The organism is Pseudomonas sp. GYB4201, from assembly GCF_056312595.1.
This window is the reverse complement of sequence record NZ_JBWGIG010000006.1, coordinates 133,820-157,485: the sequence shown is the minus strand read 5'-3', so window position 1 is coordinate 157,485 and position 23,666 is coordinate 133,820. Positions and strand designations below refer to the sequence as shown.

Sequence of the window (23,666 nt, the reverse complement as noted above, 5' to 3'; positions counted from 1 at the left end):
GCAAAGTCGCAAGGTTCATAGTCAGACCGCAGCCAGCACAACGGCGCCCAGTACCAGCACGGCACCGGCGGCGATGGAGGCGGCGTACCAGCGCAGCTGGCCCGTTTCGGTACGGCTCATGGCGCTGTTGCCGCCCTTGGCCATGCGCGGGATCAGACCGATGGTGCGGTCCACGGGGTCCTTGCGCAGCAGGTGGCTGATAGCCAGGTACGGTTTGACGAACAGTTTGTCGTAGATCCAGTCGAAGCCCCAGGCGGCGAACCACCAGGCCGACAGCACGCGGCCAAGGCTGCTGTTGGCGATGGCGGTGGCCACGCGGCGCTTGCCCAGGAACAGCATGGCCGACAGCAGGATACCGGCCAGGGCGATGGCGCCCGAGGCGATTTCCAGGCTGTGCTTGGCTTCACCGCCGGCATGGCCGACGCTTTCCGGCAGCACGCCCGCCAGTGGTGGGTGGATCCAGGCGCCGACGAAGGTCGACAGCACGATCAGCACGCCCAGCGGCAGCCAGTGGGAGATACCGTGGCCGGGGTGGGCGTCGGTCTTGGCTTCGCCGTGGAAGGCGATGAAGATCAGGCGGGAGGTGTAGATCGAGGTCATGAACGCGCCCACCAGGCCTGCGTACAGCAGGTAGGTGTGGCCGCTGGCGAAGGCTTCCCAGAGGATCTCGTCCTTGGAGTAGAAGCCCACGGTCAGGATCGGCAGGGCCGACAGCGCCGCGCCACCGACGATGAAGCAGGCGTAGGCCAGCGGCAGTTTCTTCCACAGGCCGCCCATCTTGAAGATGTTCTGCTCGTGGTGGCAGCCAACGATCACCGCACCCGAGGCAAGGAACAGCAGGGCCTTGAAGAAGGCGTGGGTCATCAGGTGGAAGATCGCGCCTTCCCAGGCACCCACGCCCAGGGCCAGGAACATGTAGCCGATCTGGCTCATGGTGGAGTAGGCGAGGATACGCTTGATGTCGGTCTGCACCAGGGCGGCGAAGCCGGCCAGTACCAGGGTCACGCCGCCGACGATGCCCACCAGGTGCAGGATATCCGGCGCCAGGGCGAACAGGCCGTGGGTACGGGCGATCAGGTACACGCCCGCGGTCACCATGGTGGCGGCGTGGATCAGTGCCGAGACCGGGGTAGGGCCGGCCATGGCGTCTGCCAGCCAGGTCTGCAGCGGCAGCTGGGCCGATTTACCGACCGCGCCGCCCAGCAGCATCAGGGTGGCGAAGACAATCCAGAAGTCGCCGACCTTGAAGTGCGCAGGGGCCCGCACCATCAGTTCCTGGATGTTCAGCGTGCCCAGCTGCTGGAACAGGATGAACAGGCCGATGGCCATGAACACGTCACCGATACGGGTGACGATGAACGCTTTCAGGGCGGCGTTGCCGTTGGCGCGGTTGCTGTAGTAGAAGCCGATCAGCAGGTAGCTGCACAGGCCCACGCCTTCCCAACCGAAGTACAGGAACAGCAGGTTGTCGGCCAGTACCAGGAACAGCATGCTGGCGATGAACAGGTTGGTGTACGAGAAGAAGCGCGAGTAGCCCTCTTCACCGCGCATGTACCAGGACGCGAACAGGTGGATCAGGAAGCCTACGCCCACCACCACGCCGAGCATGGTCACCGACAGGCCGTCGACGTACAGGGCGAAGTTGGGTTCGAAGCCGTCCACCGACATCCAGCGCCACAGCACCAGGGTGTAGTGGCCCGCTTCAGGCGGCGCAACGTTGAACTGCCAGATGACCCAGGCGGCGACAATCGCCGACAGGCCGATGGAGCCCACGCCGATCAGCGCCGAGAGGTTCTCGGAGAAGCGCCCGCGCGAGAACGACAGCAGCAGGAAGCCGATCAGGGGGAATACGAAAGTCAGGAAGATTAGGTTCATCCGCGCATCTCACTGGCAGCGTCGATATCAAGCGTGTGGAAGCGGCGGTACAGCTGCAGCAGAATCGCCAGGCCAATGCTGGCCTCGGCGGCTGCCAGGGTGATGACCAGGATGAACATGATCTGTCCATCCGGCTGCGCCCAGCGTGCACCGGCCACGACGAACGCCAGCGCAGTGGCGTTCATCATGATTTCCAGGCTCATCAATACGAACAGAATGTTGCGGCGTACCAACACGCCCATCAGGCCCAGGCAGAACAGCACACCGGCTACTGCGAGACCATGTTCCAGGGGAATAGATGACATGAGTTACTCCTTCGCCTCGTTGCGGCCCAGGTGGAAGGCGGTGACCACGGCGGCCAGCAGCAGCATCGAGGCCAGTTCCACCACCAGCAGGTAAGGGCCGAACAGGCTCACGCCCACGGCCTTGGCGCCCACGGTTTCCTGGCCGATGGCCGCGCCCGAAGGCTCGGCGAACAGCACGTACAGCAGCTCGAACAGCAGCATGCCGGCCAGGAAGATCGGGCCTGCCCAGATGCCGGGCTTGAACCAGCCCCGTTCCTGCAGCACCGACGCCGGGCCCAGGTTGAGCATCATCACCACGAAGACGAACAGCACCATGATGGCGCCGGCGTAGACGATCACTTCCAGCACACCGGCGAACGGTGCGCCCAGGCTGAAGAAGGTCATGGACACGGCGATCAGCGAGATGATCAGGTACAGCAGCGCGTGCACGGGGTTGGTGTTGGTGATCACCCTGAAGGTGGACACCACGGCGACTCCGGCTGCGAAATAGAAAGCGAATTCCATCTTTCTTCCTTAAGGGAGCAAGCTCTTCACGTTGATCGGCTCGGCTTCGTTCTGCGCAGCGCCTTTCGGCTTGCCGGCAACGGCCATCCCTGCAACGCGATAGAAGTTGTAGTCAGGGTTCTTGCCGGGGCCGGAGATCAGCAGATCTTCCTTCTCGTACACCAGGTCCTGACGCTTGAACTCGGCCATCTCGAAATCCGGGGTCAGCTGGATCGCGGTGGTCGGGCACGCTTCCTCGCACAGGCCGCAGAAAATGCAGCGGGAGAAGTTGATGCGGAAGAAGTCCGGGTACCAGCGGCCGTCTTCGGTCTCGGCCTTCTGCAGCGAGATGCAACCTACCGGGCAGGCCACGGCGCACAGGTTGCACGCCACGCAGCGCTCTTCGCCGTCGGGGTCGCGGGTCAGTACGATGCGGCCGCGGTAGCGCGGCGGCAGGTACACGGCTTCTTCGGGGTACTGCAGGGTGTCGCGCTTGCGGAAGCCGTGGCCGAAAATCATCACCAGGCTGCGCAGTTGGGTACCCGTACCCTTAACGATGTCACCAATATATTTGAACATGGGTCAAATCCTCACTGGGCCGCAACGGCTGGCGTGTTCAGCAACACGACGGCAGCGGTCACCAGCAAATTGATCAGGGTCAGCGGCAAGCAGAATTTCCAGCTGAAATCCATCACCTGGTCATACCGTGGGCGCGGGATCGAGGCGCGCAGCAGGATGAAGATCATGATGAAGAACGCGGTCTTCAGGGCGAACCAGATGAACGACAGTTGCGGCAGGATATCGAACGGGCCGTGCCAGCCGCCGAAGAACAGGGTCACCAGCAGCGCCGAGATCATGATGATGCCGATGTACTCACCGACGAAGAACATGCCCCATTTCATGCCGGCGTATTCAATGTGGTAGCCGTCAGCCAGTTCCTGTTCCGCTTCCGGTTGGTCGAAGGGGTGGCGGTGAGTTACCGCAACGCCGGCGACGAAGAAGGTGCAGAAGCCGAAGAACTGCGGAATGATGAACCACAGGTGCTGGTTCTGGTATTCAACGATGTCGCGCATGTTGAACGAACCCACCTGCGCCACGATGCCCATCAGCGCCAGGCCCATGAACACTTCGTACGACACGGTCTGTGCCGAGGCCCGCAGGCTGCCGAGCAGGGCGTACTTGTTGTTCGACGACCAGCCGGCGAACAGCACGGCGTACACCGACAGGCCGGCCATGGCGAAGAAGAACAGCAGGCCGATGTTCAGGTCGGCGATGCCCCAGGTCGGGGTGATCGGGATGATGGCGAAGGCGATCAGCAAGGCACTCATGGCCACCACCGGCGCCAGGGTGAAGATCACCCGGTCGACGAACGGTGGGTTCCAGTCTTCCTTGAAGAACATCTTCAGCATGTCGGCGGCGATCTGGAACATGCCGAACGGGCCGACACGGTTCGGACCGTAGCGGTCCTGCCACCAGCCCAGCAGGCGGCGCTCGACGAAGCTGAGCAGCGCGCCGCAGACCACCACGGCCAGCATGATCACCAGGGCCTTCACGACAGCAATGATGATGTCGATCACTTCAGGGGTGAACCAGGTCATTGTGCTGCCTCCTGCAGGCCGTCGACGGTAGCGCCGGCGAACGCAGGCGGAATGCCGGCGAAGCCTGCGGGCAGGGCCACCAGGCCCGCGCCGAGTTCTTCATTGATGCGCAGCGGCAGGCGCAGGGCCACGCCCGCCACGTTCAGGCTCAGCAGCGCGCCGTCGTTGACGCCCAGGCGGTCGGCTTCCGACTTGGCCAGGCTGACGTAGGCGGGCTGGATGCGTTCCTGCACGGGCGCTGCGCGGGACGAGTTTTCCTCGGAACCGAACAGGTGGTGCACCGGCACCGCGGTCCAGGTGCCACGGGCCGGGGCGAAGGCGCCCGGGATGGCGCTGTACCAGTTCAGGCTGTCGCCCTGGCTCTCGATCAGGCGGGTGCCCGGGTCGCCTGCACGCAGGTGACCACCGACCTCGTCCTGGAACTTGTTCCAGGCCTGTGGCGAGTTCCAGCCCGGCGACCAGGCGAACGGCACCTGCTGGCGCGGCTCGGCGGAGCCCGAGTAGCCTTCCATGGAGAAGGCGAACGCGGTGTCCTTGTCCTGCGGGGTGCGCGGCTCGTGCACGCTGACGTTGGCGCGCATGGCCGTGCGGCCGCTGTAGCGCAGCGGTTCACGGGCCAGCTTCAAGCCCTTGATGCGGAACGCGGCCGACGGGGCGGCTTCGACGATGCGCGCCAGGGCCGGCTTGCTGTTGGCCACGGCCTGGGTCACCTGGTCCAGCAGGGTGTAATCGACCTGACGGTCCAAAAGCGTGCTGCGCAGGGCGTGCAGCCAGCGCCAGCCTTCGTGGATCAGGTTGCTTGCGTCCAGGTACGCCGGGTCGAACACCTGGAAGAAGCGCTGGGCGCGGCCTTCCTGGCTGACCAGGGTGCCGTCGCCTTCGGCGAAGCTGGCCGCTGGCAGCACCAGGTGGGCGCGGTCGGCGGTGGCGGTCTGCTGGTGGTCGGCAACGATGACAACCTTGGCGGCGGCCAGGGCAGCATCGACCTTGGCGGCCGGCAGGCGGGTGTACAGATCGTTTTCGAGAATCACCAGGGCGTCGGCACGGCCGTCGAGCACCGCGTCCAGCGCAGCGTCAACCGACTCGCCACCGAGCATGGCCAGGCCCAGGCTGTTGGCCTCGGGCACCACCAGGCTCAGGGAGCCTTGCTTGCCGGCCAGGTTTAGGGCCTTGGCGATGTTGGCGGCGGCCTCGATCAGGGCGTTGCTGCCCAGCGAGGTGCCGGACACGATCAGCGGGCGCTTGGCTTTCAGCAGGGCGTCGGCGATGCGTTGCGCCAGCTCCAGGGCTTCGGCGTCCAGGCCAGTCACCGCAGGGGCGCTGGCGTCCAGGGCGTGGGCCACGGCGAAGCCGATGCGCGCCAGGTCTTCAGGTGCTGCGTGCACGCATTCCTCGGCCACGTCATCGAGCTTGGTGTCGGTGAGGCTGGCGATGAACAGTGGGTGTAGGGCGTGCTGGCCGATATTTTTGACCGCTGCGTCCAGCCAGGGCTGCACGCGCATGCCTTCGGCCATTTCCACGGCCTTGCCCTTCACCGACTGGCGCAGGGCCAGGGCCATGCGCGCGGCGGTCTGGGTCAGGTCTTCGCCCAGCACGAACACGGCGTCGTGGTCTTCCACTTCGCGCAGGCTCGGGATCGGCAGCGGGCTGTTTTTCAGCACGTCCAGCACCAGGCGGATGCGGCCCAGTTCAGCGGCTTCGATACCGCTGTAGAAGTGCTCGCCGCCTACCAGTTCCAGCAGCGCGTAGTTGCTTTCCAGGCTGGCGCGCGGCGAGCCGATGCCGACGATGTTGCGGCCGCGCAGCAGCTCGGCGGCCTTGTCCAGGGCGGCGTCCAGGCCCAGCTTCTGCTGGCCCAGCAGCGGCTGGCGCGGGCGGTCCTTGCGGTTCACGTAGCCGTAGCCGAAACGGCCGCGGTCGCACAGGAAGTAGTGGTTGACCGAACCGTTGTAGCGGTTCTCCACGCGGCGCAGTTCGCCGTAGCGCTCGCCGGGGCTGATGTTGCAGCCGCTGCTGCAGCCGTGGCAGATGCTGGGGGCGAACTGCATGTCCCACTTGCGGTTGTAGCGCTCGGAGTGGGTCTTGTCGGTGAACACACCAGTCGGGCAGACCTCGGTGAGGTTGCCGGAGAACTCGCTTTCCAGCACGCCGTCTTCAACGCGGCCGAAGTACACGTTGTCGTGGGCGCCGTACACGCCCAGGTCGGTGCCGCCGGCGTAGTCTTTATAGAAGCGCACGCAGCGGTAGCAGGCGATGCAGCGGTTCATCTCGTGGGCGATGAACGGGCCGAGCTCCTGGTTCTGGTGCGTGCGCTTGGTGAAGCGGTAGCGACGCTCGTTGTGACCGGTCATCACGGTCATGTCCTGCAGGTGGCAGTGGCCGCCTTCCTCGCACACCGGGCAGTCGTGCGGGTGGTTGGTCATCAGCCATTCGACGACGCTGGCGCGGAACGCCTTGGACTCGTCGTCGTCGATGGAAATCCAGGTGTTGTCGGTGGCAGGGGTCATGCACGACATGACGATGCGACCACGGGTGTCGTTCTCGTCGGTGTACTGCTTGACCGCGCACTGGCGACAGGCACCAACGCTACCAAGTGCGGGGTGCCAGCAGAAGTAAGGGATGTCGAGGCCAAGCGACAGACAGGCCTGTAACAGGTTGTCTGCGCCATCGACTTCGAGCGCTTTGCCGTCTACGTGGATAGTGGCCATGGTTCAAAGTTCTTCGTTGGCCCGCGTGGGCGGGCGTGGCTAATGGAAAGCTGTGTGCTCGCCCCGCAACCCTTCATGCAAGGGCAGGGGGCGGGCAGCCGGCGGCACGGACCACCGGCTTTTGAGTCTTGTTATGCGCCGACCTGGATCGGGCGCGCCAGGTCCGGGCGCAGGCCGCTGCTTGCGGCGATGCCAGCCTCGAATTCCGGGCGGAAATATTTGATCGCGCTGCCCAAGGGCTCCACGGCACCGGGTGCGTGGGCACAGAAGGTCTTGCCTGGGCCGAGGAAACCGACCAGGCCCAGCAGCGTCTCGATGTCGCCTTGCTGGCCGCGGCCTTGCTCCAGGGCACGCAGCAGCTTCACGCTCCACGGCAGGCCGTCGCGGCACGGGGTGCAGAAGCCGCACGATTCGCGGGCGAAGAACTCTTCCATGTTGCGCAGCAGCGAGACCATGTTGACCTTGTCGTCCACGGCCATGGCCAGGCCCGTACCCATGCGGGTGCCGACCTTGCCGATGCCACCGGCGTACATTTGCGCGTCCAGGTGCTCGGGCAGCAGGAAGCCGGTGCCGGCACCGCCTGGCTGCCAGCACTTGAGCTTATAGCCGTCGCGCATGCCGCCGGCGTAGTCCTCGAACAGCTCGCGGGCCGGGATGCCGAACGGCAGCTCCCACAGGCCGGGGTTCTTGACCTTGCCGCTGAAGCCCATCAGCTTGGTGCCGGCGTCTTCGCTGCCTTCGCGGGCCAGCGACTTGTACCAGTCCACGCCGTTGCCGACGATGGCCGGCACGTTGCACAGGGTTTCCACGTTGTTCACGCAGGTCGGCTTGCCCCACACGCCCACGGCGGCCGGGAACGGCGGTTTGGAACGCGGGTTGGCGCGGCGGCCTTCCAGGGAGTTGATCAGGGCGGTTTCTTCACCGCAGATGTAGCGGCCGGCACCGGTGTGCACGAACAGCTCGAAGTCGAAGCCCGACCCGAGGATGTTCTTGCCCAGCAGGCCTGCGGCCTTGGCTTCTTCCACGGCACGGTTGAGGTGCTTGGCGGCGGTCACGTACTCGCCGCGCAGGAAGATGTAGCCACGGTAGGCCTTCAGCGCGCGGGCGCTGATGAGCATGCCTTCCACCAGCAGATGGGGCAGTTGCTCCATCAGCATGCGGTCTTTCCAGGTGTTGGGCTCCATTTCGTCCGCGTTGCACAGCAGGTAGCGGATGTTCATGGATTCGTCTTTGGGCATCAGGCCCCATTTGACGCCGGTGGGGAAGCCCGCACCGCCACGGCCCTTGAGGCCGGAGTCTTTCACCGTCTGGACGATGTCGTCCTGGGACAGGTCGGCGAAGGCCTTGCGCGCGGCGGCGTAGCCGTCTTTCGCCACGTACTCGTCGAACCACACGGGTTCGGCGTCGTCACGCAGGCGCCAGGTCAGCGGGTGGGTTTCCGGGGTGCGGGCGATACGGTTCGCCGGGCCGAAGGAAGTCAGGGTCATACGTAGCCCTCCAGCAGTTTGGCAACGCCGGCTGGCTGTACGTCACCGAAGGTGTCGTCGTCGATCATCAACGCCGGGGCCTTGTCGCAGTTGCCCAGGCAGCACACCGGCAGCAGGGTGAAGCGCCCGTCCGCGGTGGTCTGGCCCAGGCCGATGCCCAGCTTGCTCTGGATCTCGCTGACCACCGATTCGTGGCCGCCGATGTAGCAGACCATGCTGTCGCACACACGGATGATGTGGCGGCCCACCGGTTGGCGGAAGATCTGGCTGTAGAAGGTGGCCACGCCTTCGACGTCGCTGGCCGGGATGCCGAGGATCTCGCCGATGGCGTACAGGGCGCCGTCCGGCACCCAGCCGCGTTCCTTCTGCACGATTTTCAGGGCTTCGATGGACGCCGCGCGCGGGTCCTCGTAGTGGTGCAGCTCGTGCTCGATGGCCGAGCGCTCGGTTTCGCTCAGGGCGAAACGGTCAGTCTGGATAAGCGTGCTGTTCATGCTTAGCGGTCCACGTCGGCCATAACGAAGTCGATACTACCCAGGTACGCGATCAAGTCCGCGACCATGCTGCCTTTGATCACCGAAGGGATCTGCTGCAGGTGCGGGTAGCTTGGGGTGCGGATCCGGGTACGGTAGCTCATGGTGCCGCCGTCGCTCGTCAGGTAATAACTGTTGATGCCCTTGGTCGCTTCGATCATCTGGAAGGACTCGTTGGCCGGCATGACCGGGCCCCACGAAACCTGCAGGAAGTGCGTGATCAAGGTTTCGATGTGCTGCAGCGTGCGCTCTTTGGGCGGCGGCGTGGTCAGCGGGTGGTCCGCCTTGTACGGGCCTTCGGGCATGTTGCGCATGCACTGGTCGATGATCCTGATGCTCTGGCGCATTTCTTCCACGCGCACCATGCAGCGGTCATAGGCATCGCCGTTGTGGCCCAGCGGCACTTCGAACTCGAAGTTCTCGTAGCCCGAGTACGGGCGCGCCTTGCGCAGGTCGAAGTCGCAACCGGTGGAACGCAGGCCGGCACCGGTGACGCCCCATTCCAGGGCTTCCTTGGTGTTGTAGGCGGCGACACCGACGGTACGGCCCTTGAGGATGCTGTTCTGCAGGGCAGCCTTGGTGTATTCGTCCAGGCGCTTGGGCAGCCATTCGACGAAGTCTTTCACCAGCTTTTCCCAGCCGCGCGGCAGGTCGTGGGCCACGCCACCAATGCGGTACCAGGCCGGGTGCAGGCGGAAACCAGTGATGGCTTCGATCACCGTGTACGCCTTCTGGCGGTCGGTGAAGGTGAAGAACACCGGGGTCATGGCGCCCACGTCCTGGATGTAGGTACCCAGGAACAGCAGGTGGCTGGTGATACGGAAGAACTCGGCCATCATGATGCGGATGGTGTCGACCTTCTGTGGCACCTTGATGCCCGCCAGCTTCTCGACCGCCAGCACGTAGGGCAGGTTGTTCATCACCCCGCCCAGGTAGTCGATGCGGTCGGTGTAGGGGATGAAGCTGTGCCACGACTGGCGCTCGGCCATCTTCTCGGCGCCACGGTGGTGGTAGCCGATGTCGGGCACGCAGTCGACGATCTCTTCGCCGTCCAGCTGCAGGATGATGCGGAACGCACCGTGGGCCGAAGGGTGGTTGGGGCCCAGGTTGAGGAACATGTAGTCCTCGTTGGTGCCCGAACGCTTCATGCCCCAGTCTTCCGGGCGGAAACGCGCGGCTTCTTCTTCAAGCTGCTGTTTGGCCAGGCTCAGGCTGTAGGGGTCGAACTCGGTGGCGCGCGCCGGGTAGTCCTTGCGCAGCGGGTGGCCTTCCCAGGTGGGCGGCATCATGATGCGCGACAGGTGCGGGTGGCCCTGGAAGGTGATGCCGAACATGTCCCAGACTTCACGCTCGTACCAGTTGGCGTTCGGCCAGATACCGGTGACGGTGGGCAGGTTCAGGTCGCCTTCGTGCAGCGCGACCTTGATCATCACGTCGCTGTTCCGCTCCACCGACATCAGGTGGTAGAACACGGTGAAATCGGCGCCCGGCAGGCCGCGGCGCTGGGTGCGCAGGCGCTCGTCGACGCCATGCAGGTCATACAGCATGGAGTAGGGCTTGGGCACGTTGCGCAGGAAGCTCATCACTTCCTTGAGCTTGGCGCGGGCGATCCACAGCACCGGCATGCCGGTGCGGGTTTCCTGGGCGACGAACGCCTCGGGGCCGAAGCGCTGTTGGAGTTCGACGACCACGTCCTGGTCGTCAGCCTTGTAAGGCGGGATATATAGAGCGGTGTCCGCTGTCATGTTCTCGGTCGCTATTCGTCAACGTACAGAATGAGGCCAGGGTTCTTTGTGGCGGTGCCGGGTAAAGAGCTGGATCAGACTTCGTCGGGGCTGCGCAGGTTGGTGACCGCAATGCGTTGTTCGCGGCGTTGTTCCTTTTGCGACGGCATCTCGGCGCGGTACACGCCTTGATCACCGACGACCCAGGACAGCGGGCGACGCTCTTGGCCAATCGATTCCTGCAACAGCATCAGGCCTTGCAGGAAGGCCTCTGGGCGCGGCGGGCAGCCGGGCACGTAAACGTCCACGGGCAGGAATTTATCCACCCCCTGGACGACCGAGTAAATGTCGTACATGCCACCGGAGTTGGCGCACGAACCCATGGAGATCACCCACTTGGGCTCCAGCATCTGCTCGTACAGGCGCTGGATGATCGGCGCCATCTTCACGAAGCAGGTGCCGGCGATGACCATGAAGTCGGCCTGGCGTGGCGATGCCCGGATCACTTCCGCGCCGAAGCGGGCGATGTCGTGGGGCGCGGTGAACGCGGTGGTCATTTCCACGTAGCAGCACGAAAGCCCGAAGTTGTACGGCCACAGGGAGTTTTTACGCCCCCAGTTGACAGCACCGCTCAGGACGTCCGAGAGCTTGCCCATGAAAATGTTCTTGTGGACCTGATCCTCTAGCGGATCGGCTACGGTTTCCCGTTCGCCGATCGGATACTGGTCGTTGGGTGCATCCGGGTCGATTCTGGTGAGATTGTATTGCATTGCCAAAGCCTCATTGTTTCAGCTTCGCTTGCCGCTTACGGCGACCTTCGGGAGCCCAATCGAGCGCCCCCACCCGCCAAAGGTAGACAAGACCTGCCAACAGAATTGCTATGAAAACGAGTGCTTCGACGAATCCGGCCCAGCCGCTTTCGCGTACCGACACAGACCATGCAAAGAGAAAGAGGGCTTCGATATCGAAGATCACGAACAGCATCGCGACCAGATAGAATTTGGCGGAAAGGCGCAGGCGGGCGCTGCCGACCGGCAGCATGCCGGATTCGAATGGTTCGTTCTTGCTGCGGCCCCAGGCCTTGCTGCCCAGCAGGGCCGACAGCCCCAGCATGAAGGCGCAGAGCCCGGCGACACCCAAAAGGAAGATGGCAAAGCCCCAGTTGTGGGCCATGAGTCCTGTCGAATCGGGCATGCTGGAATCCTTAACGGAGAGCAAATGTCTCGGTACTTGAAAAGTAGTAAAGCAGTGACGATATGTCGCAGCTGAATCTATCGCGCTGATTTTATGGGTAAAGCGGTAGCAAGTAAATTTTCTGCAGCAAATTTATTCGTAGGATTAAGCACATACACACCTTGCAAGTGCCTGCAGGCCCCATGGGGCGGGGGTTTCAGGTGGTTTTATTTATACCGTTGTTACACCCGTTTGGAGGTCTTTTTAATGTGTAATGATAATTAATATCATTTAAAGGGTTCCAAATCGTGTCAACCCTCACGTGCGCGTTAACCAACTCGTACGTTCTACGCTATTTTCCCTCTATATAAGTTGGCGTGGATCAAGACTTTGGTTGTAGAAGCGTAGTCGATGTGGGGCGGGGCGAAGGTTTGATTAGAAGGTGCGATGGCGGCGTCGTGCGCCAAGGCTGGCAACGCGAACTCGCAGGCCATGGCGCGTTGCAACAAATGTAGGAGCCGACCTTGGTCGCGATGCGCCGCGCGGGCGGCGCTCGATTTGATGACCGCCACAGGAATATCGGCAGGCACCTCGCGGCGACACCCCATCGTCGCTGCCGAAGGCTGCGGCTACAGGTCGGTGGTGTTGTTTAAAGGCGCATGCCGGTGTTTTCGTGGCGTTCTTTAGACCGAGCGCCGCCCGCGCGGCGCATCGCGACCAAGGTCGGCTCCTACGGTTTGTTGCAACGTGCCATGGCCTGTGAAAGCGGTGTTGTTCCAGGGGCCACAAAAAAAGGCCACCTGCGTGGGGTGGCCTTTTTCGTTACAGCGTGTGCGTCACATTAATGGAACTGCTCTTCTTCGGTGGAGCCGGTCAGTGCGGTCACCGACGAGGTGCCGCCCTGGATCACGGTGGTCATGTCGTCGAAGTAGCCGGTGCCCACTTCCTGCTGGTGCGCCACGAAGGTGTAGCCCTTGGCGGCGTCGGCGAACTCCTGCTCCTGCAGCTTCACATAGGCGGTCATGTCGTTGCGGGCGTAGTCGTGCGCCAGGTTGAACATGCTGTGCCACATGTTGTGGATGCCTGCCAGGGTGATGAACTGGTGCTTGTAGCCCATGGCCGACAGTTCGCGCTGGAACTTGGCGATGGTCGCGTCGTCCAGGTTCTTCTTCCAGTTGAAGGACGGCGAGCAGTTGTACGATAGCAGCTGGTCCGGGTATTCCTTCTTGATGGCCTCGGCGAAGCGGCGGGCTTCGTCCAGGTCCGGCTTGGCGGTTTCGCACCAGATCAGGTCGGCGTACGGGGCGTAGGCCAGGCCGCGGGCAATGGCCTGGTCGAGGCCGGCGCGCACCTTGTAGAAGCCTTCCTGGGTGCGGGTGCCGGTCACGAACGGCTGGTCGTATGGGTCGCAGTCCGAGGTCAGCAGGTCGGCGGCGTTGGCGTCGGTGCGGGCCAGGATGATGGTCGGCACGCCGGCCACGTCGGCTGCCAGGCGGGCAGCCACCAGCTTCTGCACGGCTTCCTGGGTAGGCACCAACACCTTGCCACCCATGTGGCCGCATTTCTTCACCGAAGCCAGCTGGTCTTCGAAGTGCACGCCGGCGGCGCCTGCCTCGATCATGCTCTTCATCAGCTCGTAGGCGTTCAACACGCCGCCGAAACCGGCTTCGGCGTCGGCCACGATTGGCGCGAAGTAGTCGATGTAGCCGTCATCGCCCGGGTTCTTGCCGGCTTTCCATTGGATCTGGTCGGCACGACGGAACGAGTTGTTGATGCGCTTGACCACGGTCGGCACCGAGTCCACCGGGTACAGCGACTGGTCGGGGTACATCGATTCGGCCGAGTTGTTGTCGGCCGCCACTTGCCAGCCGGACAGGTAGATGGCCTGGATGCCAGCCTTGACCTGTTGCACGGCCTGGCCGCCGGTGAGGGCGCCCATGCAGTTGACGAAGTCCTTGTCCGGACGGAAGGACGGCTTGGCGCCCTGGGTCACCAGGTTCCAGAGCTTCTCGGCGCCCAGGCGGGCCAATGTGTGCTCGGGCTGGATCGAACCGCGCAGACGCACAACGTCGGCAGCAGAGTAGGTCCGGGTTACACCTTTCCAGCGCGGGTTTTCTGCCCAGTCTTTTTCGAGGGCAGCTATTTGTTGTTCGCGTGTCAGTGCCATGGAGATAAACCTCGTCGCATAGGTTTGAATGAAAATTCTCGCTCCGCCGGCGCTGTCCTTACAGAAACACCATTGTGGCGCTCGCAGATCAGAAGCTTAGAAGGTCTGGGACGGGCTTGACGGAGAAGGCGACGATCGAACGGTCGTTCGAAGGAGGGGAAGACAGCTGGCAGGCCAAGGTTGCCCGGGCGCACGTGGCTCGTGGTTGCCGTTGTGCGAACGTTCAGGTCTTGCCGTGATGCCGATTGCGCTTCCGTCCCTCGGGACAACTTCTTCGTTCCAGTCGCAATCTCGTCAGGCTGCCTTGTGGGCGTTCCAGACACGAATCGGCTCAGGTGGGTAGGTTAGAGACCGATCCGAAGGCCCTTTCCAGGGCCCCTGATTAGCGGGAGCGAGGCCATCATGCCAAGCACGAATAGTGTCGTCAAATGTTTTGTAGTGGTTTTTTTCTATCACTACATCTTTGGTAGTAGGCGACTTGGCAGTCAGTTTTCGAGGGGCGGGTCGACGACTGGCGGGGCGTTTTCGCGACCCGCAAGTCATGTTTTCAGTCGAGAGGATCAACCTTTACCCGCAAAGTCATGTCGCTACGCCCCTGGGTGGACCAATTTCGCGTGTAGCCACTGTTATTGGCGGTACTTTGCTCATTGGTACCGGCCAAGGTGATCCATTCGCCCAGGCGCCCGCTGACCTGCGTGTCGGTGCTTTGCACGTTCACTACATCCTGACGTTCCTGGCTCATCCGGTCATTATTGGTGCTGATGTTGAGGTGCACGGTCTCGCCGGTGACGCTGGCGGTCACGTAGAAGCCCTGGGTGACGTTGCGGTACTGGGTCTGGGTCTGCAGGCCGCCGTAGCTGTCGCTCTGGGCGGTGGTGAAGGGCACGCTCTGGCCCACCTGGATCAGCGCCGGCGTGCCCTCGGTGGCCTGCACCTGCTGGGTGCCGCCGGTGCGGTTGGTGGTGCCGTAGTTGATGATGCGGGTGTTGTTGTTATTGACCGTGTAGCCGCCGCGGTCGCCCTCGTTGCTGTCGCTGGTGTCGACGCTGATCAGCAGGCGCCGGGCGGCCACGTCCAGCTGGGTGATGAGCGCGCGCAGTTGCTGGATCTTGTCCGGGTCGGCGTTGACGATCAATTGGTTGCCGTAGGCGCTGACCTTGCCGTCGCGGCCGATGAAGTTCTGCGCCACGGGCAGGAGGTCGTCGCTGGTGCGGTTGTTCAGCTGGACGATTTCGGTGGCGGCGCTGGCAGTGAACGAGGCGAGCAGTGCGCAGGTGGCAAGCAGGGGGCGTAACGGCATGTCCGGAGTCTCCATCATTGGAGTGGACATTATGGCAGAAGGGGCGAACGCAAATCCGTGACGCAACGCAGCTCCCGTAGCAGCGGCCGCCAGGCCGCGTCACAGGCGTTGCGGCCGGACGCAGCCTTCGGCAGCTGCTACGGGAGGTGTTTCAGCTATAGCGAACCATATCCACGTGCGGGATGCCCGCTTCGAGGAACTCTTCGCTTACCACCTTGAAGCCGTGGCGCTCGTAGAACGCCGTGGCGTGCACCTGGGCGCTCAGGCTTTGCTGCTTGAGGTCCTGGTGCTCGGCCTGGGTAATGGCGGCTTGTAGCAGGGCGTCGCCCACTTTCAGCCCGCGCCAGTCCTTGAGCACCGACACCCGGCCAATCTGGCCATCGGGCAGCAGGCGGGCGGTACCGATAGGGTAGTCGCCCTCGCACGCCAGGAAGTGCACGGCGTCGACGTCATCTGCGTCGAACTCCAGCTCCGGTGGCACCGATTGCTCGGCAATGAACACGGCCTCGCGGATACGTCGAATGTCGGCGATGTCCTTGTGCCAATCAGCCACGCGTACGCGAATCTTATTCATCGGCAAACCCCAGACTTCCTTGTTTGACCAGCTCGCAGATCAGTGTACGACCTTGCTCGTCAATCATCCATGGGCCCAGGTTTTCGATGTGCAGGGCGTCGGCCGCGCAGATCAGCTTCAGCAGCTCGCGCATCTCGCCCGGCAGCAGGCGGCTCTGGCCGCTGGCGAACAGCAGCAGGTCGTCGCCCACTTCCGACCAGGCCAGGCGCGCGCTCGGGTTGCGGATCAGGATGGCGCCGTCTTCCAGGCCGCCCAGCAGGTCGTCCTCTTCCAGCTCTTCACCGGCCACCAGCTCGGGGTAGCGCGGCTCGGTCATGAACTGGCCGAACCAGGTCAGCAGCAGGCGCTCGTCGTTCATGTGCTCGTTGAGCAGCTTCTTCAAGCGGTCCAGCGCGTCGTGCTGGATTTGCGTCGGGTCGCTCACAGGCTGGGCGTCGGCGTCGGTGTAGCGCTCTTCGTCCGGCATGAACTGGGTCAGGAAGTCGGTGAAGTGGGTCAGCACTTCAGCGGCGCTCGGCGCGCGGAAACCCACCGAGTAGGTCATGCAGTCGTCCACGGCGACGCCGTAGTGGGCCAGGCGCGGCGGCAGGTAGAGCATGTCGCCCGGCTCCAGCACCCACTCGTCGGTCTGCTGGAAGTCAGCCAGGATGCGCAGGTCGGCGTGGTCGATCAGCGGGCTGTCGGCGTCGCACATCTGGCCGATTTTCCAGTTGCGCTTGCCATGGCCCTGCAGCAGGAACACGTCGTAGTTGTCGAAGTGCGCGCCCACGCTGCCACCTGGGGCTGCGTAGCTGATCATCACGTCGTCGATACGCCAGCTGGGCAGGAAACGGAACGGCTGCAGCAGCTCGGCCACTTCCGGCACGAACTGGTCGACGGCCTGCACCAGCAGGGTCCAGTCACGCTCGGGCAGCTTGCTGAAGGCGTCGTCTTCGAACGGGCCGCGGCGCATTTCCCACGGGCGTTCGCCGTTCTCGATGACGATGCGCGACTCGACTTCTTCTTCCAGGGCCAGGCCCGCCAGCTCGTCGGGGCTGATCGGGTTGTCGAAATCGGTGAACGCCTGACGGATCAGCAGGGGCTTTTTCTGCCAGTAATCACGCAGGAATTCACGTGCAGTCAGGCCGCCCAGCAGTTGCAGAGGAGTATCAGGATTCATGTGTAACCTATTGAATGAGAGCGCTTTTAAGTCACGAATAAAAACGCCCGGCTGAGCCGGGCGTCGTAGCGACGGGGCGGAGCGTCAGATGCGCTTGGCCTGGGCCGCGGCGTTACCGATGTAGGAAGCCGGGGTCAGCTTCTTCAGTTCAGCGCGGGCTTCGGCTGGCATGTCCAGGCCGTCGATGAAAGTTTGCAGCGCGTCAGGGGTGATGCCCTTGCCGCGGGTCAACTCTTTCAGTTTTTCGTACGGGTTTTCGATGTTGTAGCGGCGCATCACGGTCTGAATCGGCTCGGCCAGGACTTCCCAGCAGGCGTCCAGGTCTTGGGCGATGCGCACTTCGTTCAGTTCCAGCTTGCTGATGCCCTTCAGGGTCGCCTCGTAGGCGATGACGCTGTGGGCAAAGCCCACGCCCAGGTTGCGCAGCACGGTGGAGTCGGTCAGGTCACGCTGCCAGCGCGAAACCGGCAGTTTGCTGGCCAGGTGCTGGAACAGTGCGTTGGCGATACCCAGGTTGCCTTCGGAGTTCTCGAAGTCGATCGGGTTGACCTTGTGCGGCATGGTCGACGAGCCGATTTCGCCAGCGATGGTGCGCTGCTTGAAGTAACCCAGGGAGATGTAGCCCCAGATATCGCGGTCGAAGTCGATCAGGATGGTGTTGAAGCGCGCGATGGCGTCGAACAGCTCGGCGATGTAGTCGTGCGGCTCGATCTGGGTGGTGTAGGGGTTGAAGCCCAGGCCCAGCTCGTCTTCGATGAAGGCGCGCGCGTTGGCTTCCCAGTCGATGTCGGCGTAGGCCGACAGGTGGGCGTTGTAGTTGCCCACGGCGCCGTTGATCTTGCCCAGCAGCGGCACGGCGGCTACCTGGGCGATCTGGCGCTCCAGACGGTAGACGACGTTGGCCAGTTCCTTGCCCAGGGTGGTCGGCGAAGCCGGCTGGCCGTGGGTGCGCGACAGCATCGGCACGTCGGCGAAGCGGTGGGCCAGTTCGCGGATGTTATCGGCGATCTGGCGCATCAGCGGCAGCAGCACGGTGTCACGGCCTTCGCGCAGCATCAGGGCGTGGGACAGGTTGTTGATGTCCTCGCTGGTGCAGGCGAAGTGGATGAACTCGCTGACCTTGGCCAGTTCCGGCAGCTTGGCAGCCTGTTCTTTCAACAGGTACTCGATGGCCTTGACGTCGTGGTTGGTGGTGCGTTCGATCTCTTTCACGCGCTCGGCGTGCTCGAGGGCGAAGTCATCGGCCAGGGCGTCGAGGATAGCGTTGGCTTCGGCGGAGAACGCCGGCACTTCGCTGATTTGCGGGTGGGCGGCCAGGCGCTGGAGCCAGCGCACCTCGACCAGGGCGCGGAAACGGATCAGGCCGTATTCGCTGAAAATAGGGCGCAGGGCCTGGGTTTTGCCGGCGTAGCGGCCGTCAACAGGGGAAACCGCAGTGAGCGAAGAAAGCTGCATGGGGTGTTCTCGGACAGTCGGGCAACGAAATGGGGCGCGTATCATACATGAAAATTCATTGCAGGTCGGCAGCCCAGCGCCGACCGCGCCCGTGAGGTGACGAGCGTTAACCGCGCATCATCGGATACAGTTCTTTGAGCAGCTTGCGCCGGCTGAATACCAGTTGCCAGCGGTGGCCGCCCAATTGCCGCCACAAACGCGCCGAACGGATGCCGGCCAGCAGCAACGCGCGAATTTTCGCGGCGTTGCTGGGCTGCTGCAGGTTGCGCATGTCGCCCTGCACCTGGATCCGCTGGCGCAGGGTGCTCAGGGTGTCCTGATACAGCGCACCGCTGGCGGCGATAACGTTCTCGTGGGTAATGCCAAAATGTTCTACCTGGGACTGGATCTGCGGCAACCGCCGGCCGATCACCTCCAGCAGGTCGTCACGCTTGCCCAGCTGGCGCTCCAGGTTGAGCATCGACAGGGCGTAGCGCAGCGGTTCGCGTTGCAGGCTGGCCGGGTCGCGCTCAAGCGCGCTGACCAGGGCGCGGTAGCCGTCGCGCAGGTTCAGGTCGTCGCCGCCGAACACCTCCAGGGTGTCCTTGGGGTCGCGAATCAGCAGGCTGCCAAGCATGCAGCCCATGGCCGCCTCGGCGCTCTGGCCGGTCTTGGCGATGCGGTCTACTAGCACGGCGGCCTGGAAGACCGCACCCAGGGCAATCAATTGCTCCTGAATGGGGTTCATGCAGCGGCGCCTTTGCTGGTCCACGGCTGGGCCACTTCAATGACGCCGCCACCCAGGCAGATCTCGCCGTCGTAGAACACCACGGACTGACCGGGGGTAACGGCGCGCTGCGGGTCGTCGAACACCGCGCGGTAGCCACTGGCGGTCTTTTCCAGCGTGCAGGGCTGGTCGCCCTGGCGGTAGCGCACCTTGGCGGTCAGGCGGCGCGGGCTGCTCAGGTCGATGGGGTTCACCCACCAGATCTCCGAGGCCAGCAGGGCGCGGGAGAACAGCCATGGGTGGTCATTGCCTTGGCCGACCACCAGCACGTTGCGTTCCAGGTCCTTCTCCAGCACGTACCACGGCTCGTCGCTGGCGTCCTTCAGGCCGCCAATGCCCAGGCCCTGGCGCTGGCCGATGGTGTGGTACATCAGGCCGTGGTGCCGGCCGATCACTTCACCTTCGGTGTTCTGGATCTCGCCGGGCTGCGCCGGCAGGTACTGCTTGAGGAAGTCGCTGAAGCGGCGCTCGCCAATGAAGCAGATACCGGTGGAATCCTTCTTCTTGGCGGTGGCCAGGCCGTGTTTCTCGGCAATGGCGCGCACTTCCGGCTTTTCCAGCTCGCCCACCGGGAACAGGGTGCGGGCGATCTGTTCGCCGCCCACGGCGTGCAGGAAGTAGCTCTGGTCCTTGTTCGGGTCCAGGCCCTTGAGCAGCTCGGTGCGGCCGTCGATGTCACGGCGGCGCACGTAGTGGCCGGTGGCGATCAGGTCGGCGCCCAGCGACAGGGCGTAGTCCAGGAAGGCCTTGAACTTGATTTCGCGGTTGCAGAGGATGTCGGGGTTCGGCGTGCGGCCGGCCTTGTACTCTTCCAGGAAATGTTCGAAGACGTTGTCCCAGTATTCGGCGGCGAAGTTGGCCGTATGCAGCTTGATGCCGATACGGTCGCACACGGCCTGGGCGTCGGCCAGGTCTTCGCGGGCGGTGCAGTATTCGGTGCCGTCGTCTTCTTCCCAGTTCTTCATGAACAGGCCTTCCACCTGGTACCCCTGTTCGAGCAGCAGGAGGGCGGACACGGAAGAATCAACGCCGCCGGACATGCCGACGATGACGCGCTGGGTTTCAGGGGCAGCAGCTGAATCACGCATAGGAATTGAGAGTGTGTCTGGGAAAAGCAGGGGATTCTACCACCAAGCGCCGCGCTTCGCTCGCTTCTGTAGCCGCTGCCGCAGGCTGCGCTGGCCTTTGAGTGCGCAGTAGATCTCCAGTGGGGCATAGGGCCAGCGCAGCCTTCGGCAGCGGCTACAGGTCAATTTCGGATCAGGGACAGGCTGTGCAGGTCGCCCGCCAGGTAATCATCAATACACTGCAACAACAACTCGCTGCGCCAGCGCGGCTTCTGCTCGATGATCTCATCGCGGGTCAACCACTGCGGCCCGATGATGCCGTGGTCCAGCGTGCGCTCCGGGTCGTGGTGCAGCGGCTTGCCGGCAAAGCACACTCGCTGGTACGTCACGCCGTTGCTGGGCGCGGTGTACAGGTAGATGCCAATGACGCCGGTCAGCTCGACGTCGTAGCCGGTTTCTTCCAGGGTTTCGCGGATGGCCGCCTCGATCAGGCTTTCATCGGGTTCCAGGTGCCCGGCGGGCTGGTTGAGCACGGCGCGGCCGCCCTTGAGTTCTTCGACCAGCAGGAAGCGGCCGTTCTCCTCGATGACGGTGGCGACGGTGACGTGGGGGATCCATGGGCGCATCGATGTTCTCCTGTAGAAAGCACAAAGCCCCGGCACATGACCGGGGCTTCGTGTGTTGCGGGCTAGCTTACTTCAGCGACGCGATCGCGGCGTTCAAGGTAGCGCTTGGGCGCATGACCTTGGCAGCCAGCTCGGCGTTGGCGTGGTAGTAGCCGGCGATGTCGACCGGCTTGCCTTGCACGGCGTTCAGTTCGGCGACGATGGTCGCTTCCTGTTCGGTCAGTGCAGCGGCCAGCGGGGCGAAGCGCGCCTGCAGGGTGGTGTCTTCGGTCTGGGCGGCCAGGGCTTGTGCCCAGTACAGCGCCAGGTAGAAGTGGCTGCCGCGGTTGTCGATGTTGCCGACCTTGCGCGATGGCGACTTGTTGTTGTCCAGGAACTGGCCGGTGGCCTGGTCCAGGGTGGCCGCCAGGACCTTGGCCTTGGCATTGTCGGTGGTCACGCCCAGGTGTTCCAGGGAAGCGGCCAGGGCCAGGAATTCACCCAGCGAGTCCCAGCGCAGGAAGTTCTCTTCCACCAGCTGCTGCACGTGCTTGGGAGCCGAACCGCCGGCGCCGGTTTCGAACAGGCCGCCGCCGTTCATCAGCGGCACGATGGACAGCATCTTGGCGCTGGTGCCCAGTTCCATGATCGGGAACAGGTCGGTCAGGTAGTCGCGCAGCACGTTGCCGGTCACCGAGATGGTGTCCTGGCCCTTGCGGATGCGCTCCAGGGAGAACTTCATGGCGTCGACCGGGGACATGATGCGGATGTCCAGGCCCGAGGTGTCGTGGTCTTTGAGGTAGACCTGGACTTTCTCGATCATCACGCCGTCGTGGGCGCGTGCCGGGTCCAGCCAGAAGATGGCCGGGGTGTTGGAAGCGCGGGCGCGGTTGACGGCCAGCTTGACCCAATCCTGGATCGGCGCGTCCTTGGTCTGGCACATGCGGAAGATGTCGCCAGCCTCGACTTTCTGTTCCAGCAGGGTGCGGCCCTTGCCATCGACCACGCGCACGGTGCCGTCGGCCTTGATGTGGAAGGTCTTGTCGTGCGAACCGTACTCTTCGGCTTTCTGCGCCATCAGGCCAACGTTTGGCACGCTGCCCATGGTGGTCGGATCGAAGGCGCCGTGCTTCTTGCAGTCTTCGATGGTGGCCTGGTAGATGGTGGCGTAGCAACGGTCCGGGATCACCGCCTTGGTGTCCTGCAGGTTGCCTTCGGCGTTCCACATCTTGCCCGAGTCACGGATCATGGCCGGCATCGAGGCGTCGACGATCACGTCGCTTGGCACGTGCAGGTTGGTGATGCCCTTGTCGGAGTTGACCATGGCCAGCGCTGGGCGGGTGGCGTACACGGCTTGCACGTCGGCTTCGATCTGCGCTTTCTGCTCGGCAGGCAGCGACTGGATGCGGGCGTACAGGTCGCCGATGCCGTTGTTCAGGTTGAAGCCAACCTGCTCCAGCACGGTGGCGTGCTTGGCCAGGGCTTCTTTATAGAACTCGGCAACCACCTGGCCGAACATGATCGGGTCGGAAACCTTCATCATGGTGGCTTTCAGGTGCAGGGACAGCAGCACGCCCTTGGCCTTGGCGTCTTCGATTTCGGCGGCGATGAAGGCACGCAGGGCCTTTTTGCTCATCACGGCGCAGTCGATGATCTCGCCGGCTTTTACCGAAGTCTTTTCCTTCAGGACGGTCACGGAACCGTCGGCGGCCAGCAGTTCGATGCGCACGGCGTCAGCGGCTTCGATCAGCGCGGCTTTCTCGCTGCCGTAGAAGTCGCCGTTGCTCATGTGGGCCACGTGGGACTTGGAGTCGGCAGCCCAGGCGCCCATTTTGTGCGGGTGCTTGCGCGCGTAGTTCTTCACCGACAGCGGTGCGCGGCGGTCGGAGTTGCCTTCGCGCAGTACCGGGTTCACGGCGCTGCCCTTGATCTTGTCGTAACGCGACTTGGCTTCTTTCTCGGCGTCGTTGGCCGGGGTCTCCGGGTAGTCCGGGATGTTGAAGCCCTGGGCCTGCAGCTCGGCGATGGCGGCCTTGAGCTGGGGAACCGAGGCGCTGATGTTCGGCAGCTTGATGATGTTGGCTTCCGGCGTGGTGGCCAGGGTGCCCAGCTCGGCGAGGTCGTCAGCGATGACCTGGTCGGCTTTCAGTTGCTCAGGGAAGCTCGACAGGATGCGGCCAGCCAGGGAGATGTCCCGGGTTTCCACGGCAATATCAGCCGAGGCGGTGAAGGCCTCTACGATAGGGAGCAGGGAATAGGTGGCGAGGGCCGGAGCTTCGTCGGTGAAGGTGTAGATGATCTTTGAGCGGGTGGGCATATTCGGATTAACTCTCTTCTTTGCTAAGCGTGCACAGAATCTCGAGATGCGCAGGGTAGGCGCTTTCGTCCAATGTGATCAATGAGCCGAAAGTCGAGGATTCGTCGCGATGATGTGGGGTGCATCAGTAGAGCGTCAAGCGACCGAGTTGCGGTACAACCGGGTCTTTTCAAGCGTTTTCAAAGGCTTGGTGTCTGGTTGCAGACGCCTCGGCCCCCGGTGACTCGATGGTCACTGCGACAGTATACCACTGGTGATGCGGGATAAATGATGCTCTTCGGCAGATTCACCTGCCAATCGGGTGGTTGCGGTCTAGGGCAGGTGGGTTACGCTCAGGGATAGCCAGGATGTTCAACCCACAAAAACGGAG

General features: G+C 63.5%; 20 protein-coding genes. All 20 read right to left on the bottom strand.

Annotated features, from left to right (window positions below):
- Positions 1–21: 21 nt before the first annotated feature.
- The 20 genes from nuoL to AC0Z2B_RS07815 all read right to left on the bottom strand — a co-directional run bounded on the left by nuoL (position 22) and on the right by AC0Z2B_RS07815 (position 23,296).
- Positions 22–1,875 carry an NADH-quinone oxidoreductase subunit L gene (gene nuoL / locus AC0Z2B_RS07910; RefSeq protein WP_476295830.1) on the bottom strand — a complete coding sequence of 618 codons (1,854 nt, stop codon included), beginning with the start codon at positions 1,873–1,875 and terminating at the stop codon, positions 22–24.
- The gene (gene nuoK / locus AC0Z2B_RS07905; protein ID WP_008369052.1) at positions 1,872–2,180 is read right to left on the bottom strand and encodes an NADH-quinone oxidoreductase subunit NuoK; all 309 of its coding nucleotides are present in this window, start codon (positions 2,178–2,180) and stop codon (positions 1,872–1,874) included. Before nuoK ends, nuoL begins: the two co-directional genes overlap by 4 nt.
- A gap of 3 nt (positions 2,181–2,183) precedes the next feature.
- Complete coding sequence (gene nuoJ, locus AC0Z2B_RS07900; RefSeq protein ID WP_416425239.1) at positions 2,184–2,684, bottom strand: NADH-quinone oxidoreductase subunit J; 501 nt, start codon at positions 2,682–2,684, stop codon at positions 2,184–2,186.
- A gap of 9 nt (positions 2,685–2,693) precedes the next feature.
- Positions 2,694–3,242, bottom strand: coding sequence for an NADH-quinone oxidoreductase subunit NuoI (nuoI, locus tag AC0Z2B_RS07895; RefSeq protein ID WP_027979511.1), 549 nt, complete (start codon positions 3,240–3,242; stop codon positions 2,694–2,696).
- Positions 3,243–3,253: 11 nt separating this feature from the next.
- A complete protein-coding gene (gene nuoH, locus AC0Z2B_RS07890) occupies positions 3,254–4,261 on the bottom strand; it encodes an NADH-quinone oxidoreductase subunit NuoH (RefSeq protein WP_416425238.1) in 1,008 nt (335 codons plus the stop codon).
- Positions 4,258–6,969, bottom strand: a complete 2,712-nt coding sequence (gene nuoG / locus AC0Z2B_RS07885) for an NADH-quinone oxidoreductase subunit NuoG (RefSeq protein WP_476295829.1) — start codon at positions 6,967–6,969, stop codon at positions 4,258–4,260. Before nuoG ends, nuoH begins: the two co-directional genes overlap by 4 nt.
- A 131-nt stretch (positions 6,970–7,100) precedes the next feature.
- Positions 7,101–8,456, bottom strand: a complete 1,356-nt coding sequence (nuoF, locus tag AC0Z2B_RS07880) for an NADH-quinone oxidoreductase subunit NuoF (RefSeq protein WP_416425236.1) — start codon at positions 8,454–8,456, stop codon at positions 7,101–7,103.
- Entirely contained in the window at positions 8,453–8,950 is a 498-nt protein-coding gene (nuoE, locus tag AC0Z2B_RS07875) for an NADH-quinone oxidoreductase subunit NuoE (protein WP_007970445.1), read from the bottom strand. The genes nuoF and nuoE overlap by 4 nt, the downstream gene beginning before the upstream one ends.
- 2 nt (positions 8,951–8,952) lie before the next feature.
- Positions 8,953–10,734 (bottom strand): NADH-quinone oxidoreductase subunit C/D, encoded by a 1,782-nt coding sequence (nuoC, locus tag AC0Z2B_RS07870; protein WP_476295828.1) that lies wholly within the window; start codon positions 10,732–10,734, stop codon positions 8,953–8,955.
- A 74-nt stretch (positions 10,735–10,808) separates the two neighbouring features.
- Positions 10,809–11,483 (bottom strand): NuoB/complex I 20 kDa subunit family protein, encoded by a 675-nt coding sequence (locus tag AC0Z2B_RS07865; protein WP_158156576.1) that lies wholly within the window; start codon positions 11,481–11,483, stop codon positions 10,809–10,811.
- Positions 11,484–11,493: 10 nt separating this feature from the next.
- A complete protein-coding gene (locus tag AC0Z2B_RS07860) occupies positions 11,494–11,907 on the bottom strand; it encodes an NADH-quinone oxidoreductase subunit A (RefSeq protein ID WP_008369061.1) in 414 nt (137 codons plus the stop codon).
- An 820-nt stretch (positions 11,908–12,727) separates the two neighbouring features.
- Positions 12,728–14,053, bottom strand: a complete 1,326-nt coding sequence (aceA, locus tag AC0Z2B_RS07855) for an isocitrate lyase (RefSeq protein WP_476295827.1) — start codon at positions 14,051–14,053, stop codon at positions 12,728–12,730.
- A gap of 547 nt (positions 14,054–14,600) precedes the next feature.
- Positions 14,601–15,353 (bottom strand): secretin N-terminal domain-containing protein, encoded by a 753-nt coding sequence (locus AC0Z2B_RS07850; RefSeq protein WP_476295826.1) that lies wholly within the window; start codon positions 15,351–15,353, stop codon positions 14,601–14,603.
- Between the two features lie 151 nt (positions 15,354–15,504).
- On the bottom strand, positions 15,505–15,927 hold the full coding sequence (locus AC0Z2B_RS07845) for a GNAT family N-acetyltransferase (RefSeq protein WP_416425232.1): 423 nt from the start codon (positions 15,925–15,927) through the stop codon (positions 15,505–15,507).
- Positions 15,920–17,086 carry a ribosomal protein uL16 3-hydroxylase gene (locus tag AC0Z2B_RS07840; RefSeq protein WP_416425231.1) on the bottom strand — a complete coding sequence of 389 codons (1,167 nt, stop codon included), beginning with the start codon at positions 17,084–17,086 and terminating at the stop codon, positions 15,920–15,922. Before AC0Z2B_RS07840 ends, AC0Z2B_RS07845 begins: the two co-directional genes overlap by 8 nt.
- A gap of 84 nt (positions 17,087–17,170) precedes the next feature.
- Positions 17,171–18,541 (bottom strand): adenylosuccinate lyase, encoded by a 1,371-nt coding sequence (gene purB / locus AC0Z2B_RS07835; RefSeq protein ID WP_416425230.1) that lies wholly within the window; start codon positions 18,539–18,541, stop codon positions 17,171–17,173.
- A gap of 106 nt (positions 18,542–18,647) precedes the next feature.
- Complete coding sequence (gene hflD, locus AC0Z2B_RS07830; RefSeq protein ID WP_416425229.1) at positions 18,648–19,268, bottom strand: high frequency lysogenization protein HflD; 621 nt, start codon at positions 19,266–19,268, stop codon at positions 18,648–18,650.
- Complete coding sequence (gene mnmA, locus AC0Z2B_RS07825; protein ID WP_416425228.1) at positions 19,265–20,395, bottom strand: tRNA 2-thiouridine(34) synthase MnmA; 1,131 nt, start codon at positions 20,393–20,395, stop codon at positions 19,265–19,267. Before mnmA ends, hflD begins: the two co-directional genes overlap by 4 nt.
- Positions 20,396–20,556: 161 nt before the next feature.
- Positions 20,557–21,000: an NUDIX hydrolase gene (locus AC0Z2B_RS07820; RefSeq protein ID WP_476295825.1), complete on the bottom strand. Its 444-nt coding sequence runs from the start codon at positions 20,998–21,000 to the stop codon at positions 20,557–20,559.
- Positions 21,001–21,067: 67 nt separating this feature from the next.
- Positions 21,068–23,296, bottom strand: coding sequence for an NADP-dependent isocitrate dehydrogenase (locus AC0Z2B_RS07815; RefSeq protein ID WP_416425226.1), 2,229 nt, complete (start codon positions 23,294–23,296; stop codon positions 21,068–21,070).
- Positions 23,297–23,666 lie beyond the last annotated feature (370 nt).

Coding starts and splice junctions, on each gene's coding strand:
- mnmA (WP_416425228.1), bottom strand. CDS start 20,395: ATGCGTGATTCAGCTGCTGCCCCTGAAACCCAGCGCGTCATCGTCGGC.
- AC0Z2B_RS07860 (WP_008369061.1), bottom strand. CDS start 11,907: ATGCCCGATTCGACAGGACTCATGGCCCACAACTGGGGCTTTGCCATC.
- aceA (WP_476295827.1), bottom strand. CDS start 14,053: ATGGCACTGACACGCGAACAACAAATAGCTGCCCTCGAAAAAGACTGG.
- nuoL (WP_476295830.1), bottom strand. CDS start 1,875: ATGAACCTAATCTTCCTGACTTTCGTATTCCCCCTGATCGGCTTCCTG.
- nuoC (WP_476295828.1), bottom strand. CDS start 10,734: ATGACAGCGGACACCGCTCTATATATCCCGCCTTACAAGGCTGACGAC.
- purB (WP_416425230.1), bottom strand. CDS start 18,541: ATGCAGCTTTCTTCGCTCACTGCGGTTTCCCCTGTTGACGGCCGCTAC.
- AC0Z2B_RS07865 (WP_158156576.1), bottom strand. CDS start 11,483: ATGCAATACAATCTCACCAGAATCGACCCGGATGCACCCAACGACCAG.
- AC0Z2B_RS07850 (WP_476295826.1), bottom strand. CDS start 15,353: ATGCCGTTACGCCCCCTGCTTGCCACCTGCGCACTGCTCGCCTCGTTC.
- hflD (WP_416425229.1), bottom strand. CDS start 19,268: ATGAACCCCATTCAGGAGCAATTGATTGCCCTGGGTGCGGTCTTCCAG.
- nuoI (WP_027979511.1), bottom strand. CDS start 3,242: ATGTTCAAATATATTGGTGACATCGTTAAGGGTACGGGTACCCAACTG.
- AC0Z2B_RS07845 (WP_416425232.1), bottom strand. CDS start 15,927: ATGAATAAGATTCGCGTACGCGTGGCTGATTGGCACAAGGACATCGCC.
- AC0Z2B_RS07815 (WP_416425226.1), bottom strand. CDS start 23,296: ATGCCCACCCGCTCAAAGATCATCTACACCTTCACCGACGAAGCTCCG.
- nuoG (WP_476295829.1), bottom strand. CDS start 6,969: ATGGCCACTATCCACGTAGACGGCAAAGCGCTCGAAGTCGATGGCGCA.
- nuoK (WP_008369052.1), bottom strand. CDS start 2,180: ATGTCATCTATTCCCCTGGAACATGGTCTCGCAGTAGCCGGTGTGCTG.
- nuoH (WP_416425238.1), bottom strand. CDS start 4,261: ATGACCTGGTTCACCCCTGAAGTGATCGACATCATCATTGCTGTCGTG.
- nuoJ (WP_416425239.1), bottom strand. CDS start 2,684: ATGGAATTCGCTTTCTATTTCGCAGCCGGAGTCGCCGTGGTGTCCACC.
- nuoE (WP_007970445.1), bottom strand. CDS start 8,950: ATGAACAGCACGCTTATCCAGACTGACCGTTTCGCCCTGAGCGAAACC.
- nuoF (WP_416425236.1), bottom strand. CDS start 8,456: ATGACCCTGACTTCCTTCGGCCCGGCGAACCGTATCGCCCGCACCCCG.
- AC0Z2B_RS07820 (WP_476295825.1), bottom strand. CDS start 21,000: ATGCGCCCATGGATCCCCCACGTCACCGTCGCCACCGTCATCGAGGAG.
- AC0Z2B_RS07840 (WP_416425231.1), bottom strand. CDS start 17,086: ATGAATCCTGATACTCCTCTGCAACTGCTGGGCGGCCTGACTGCACGT.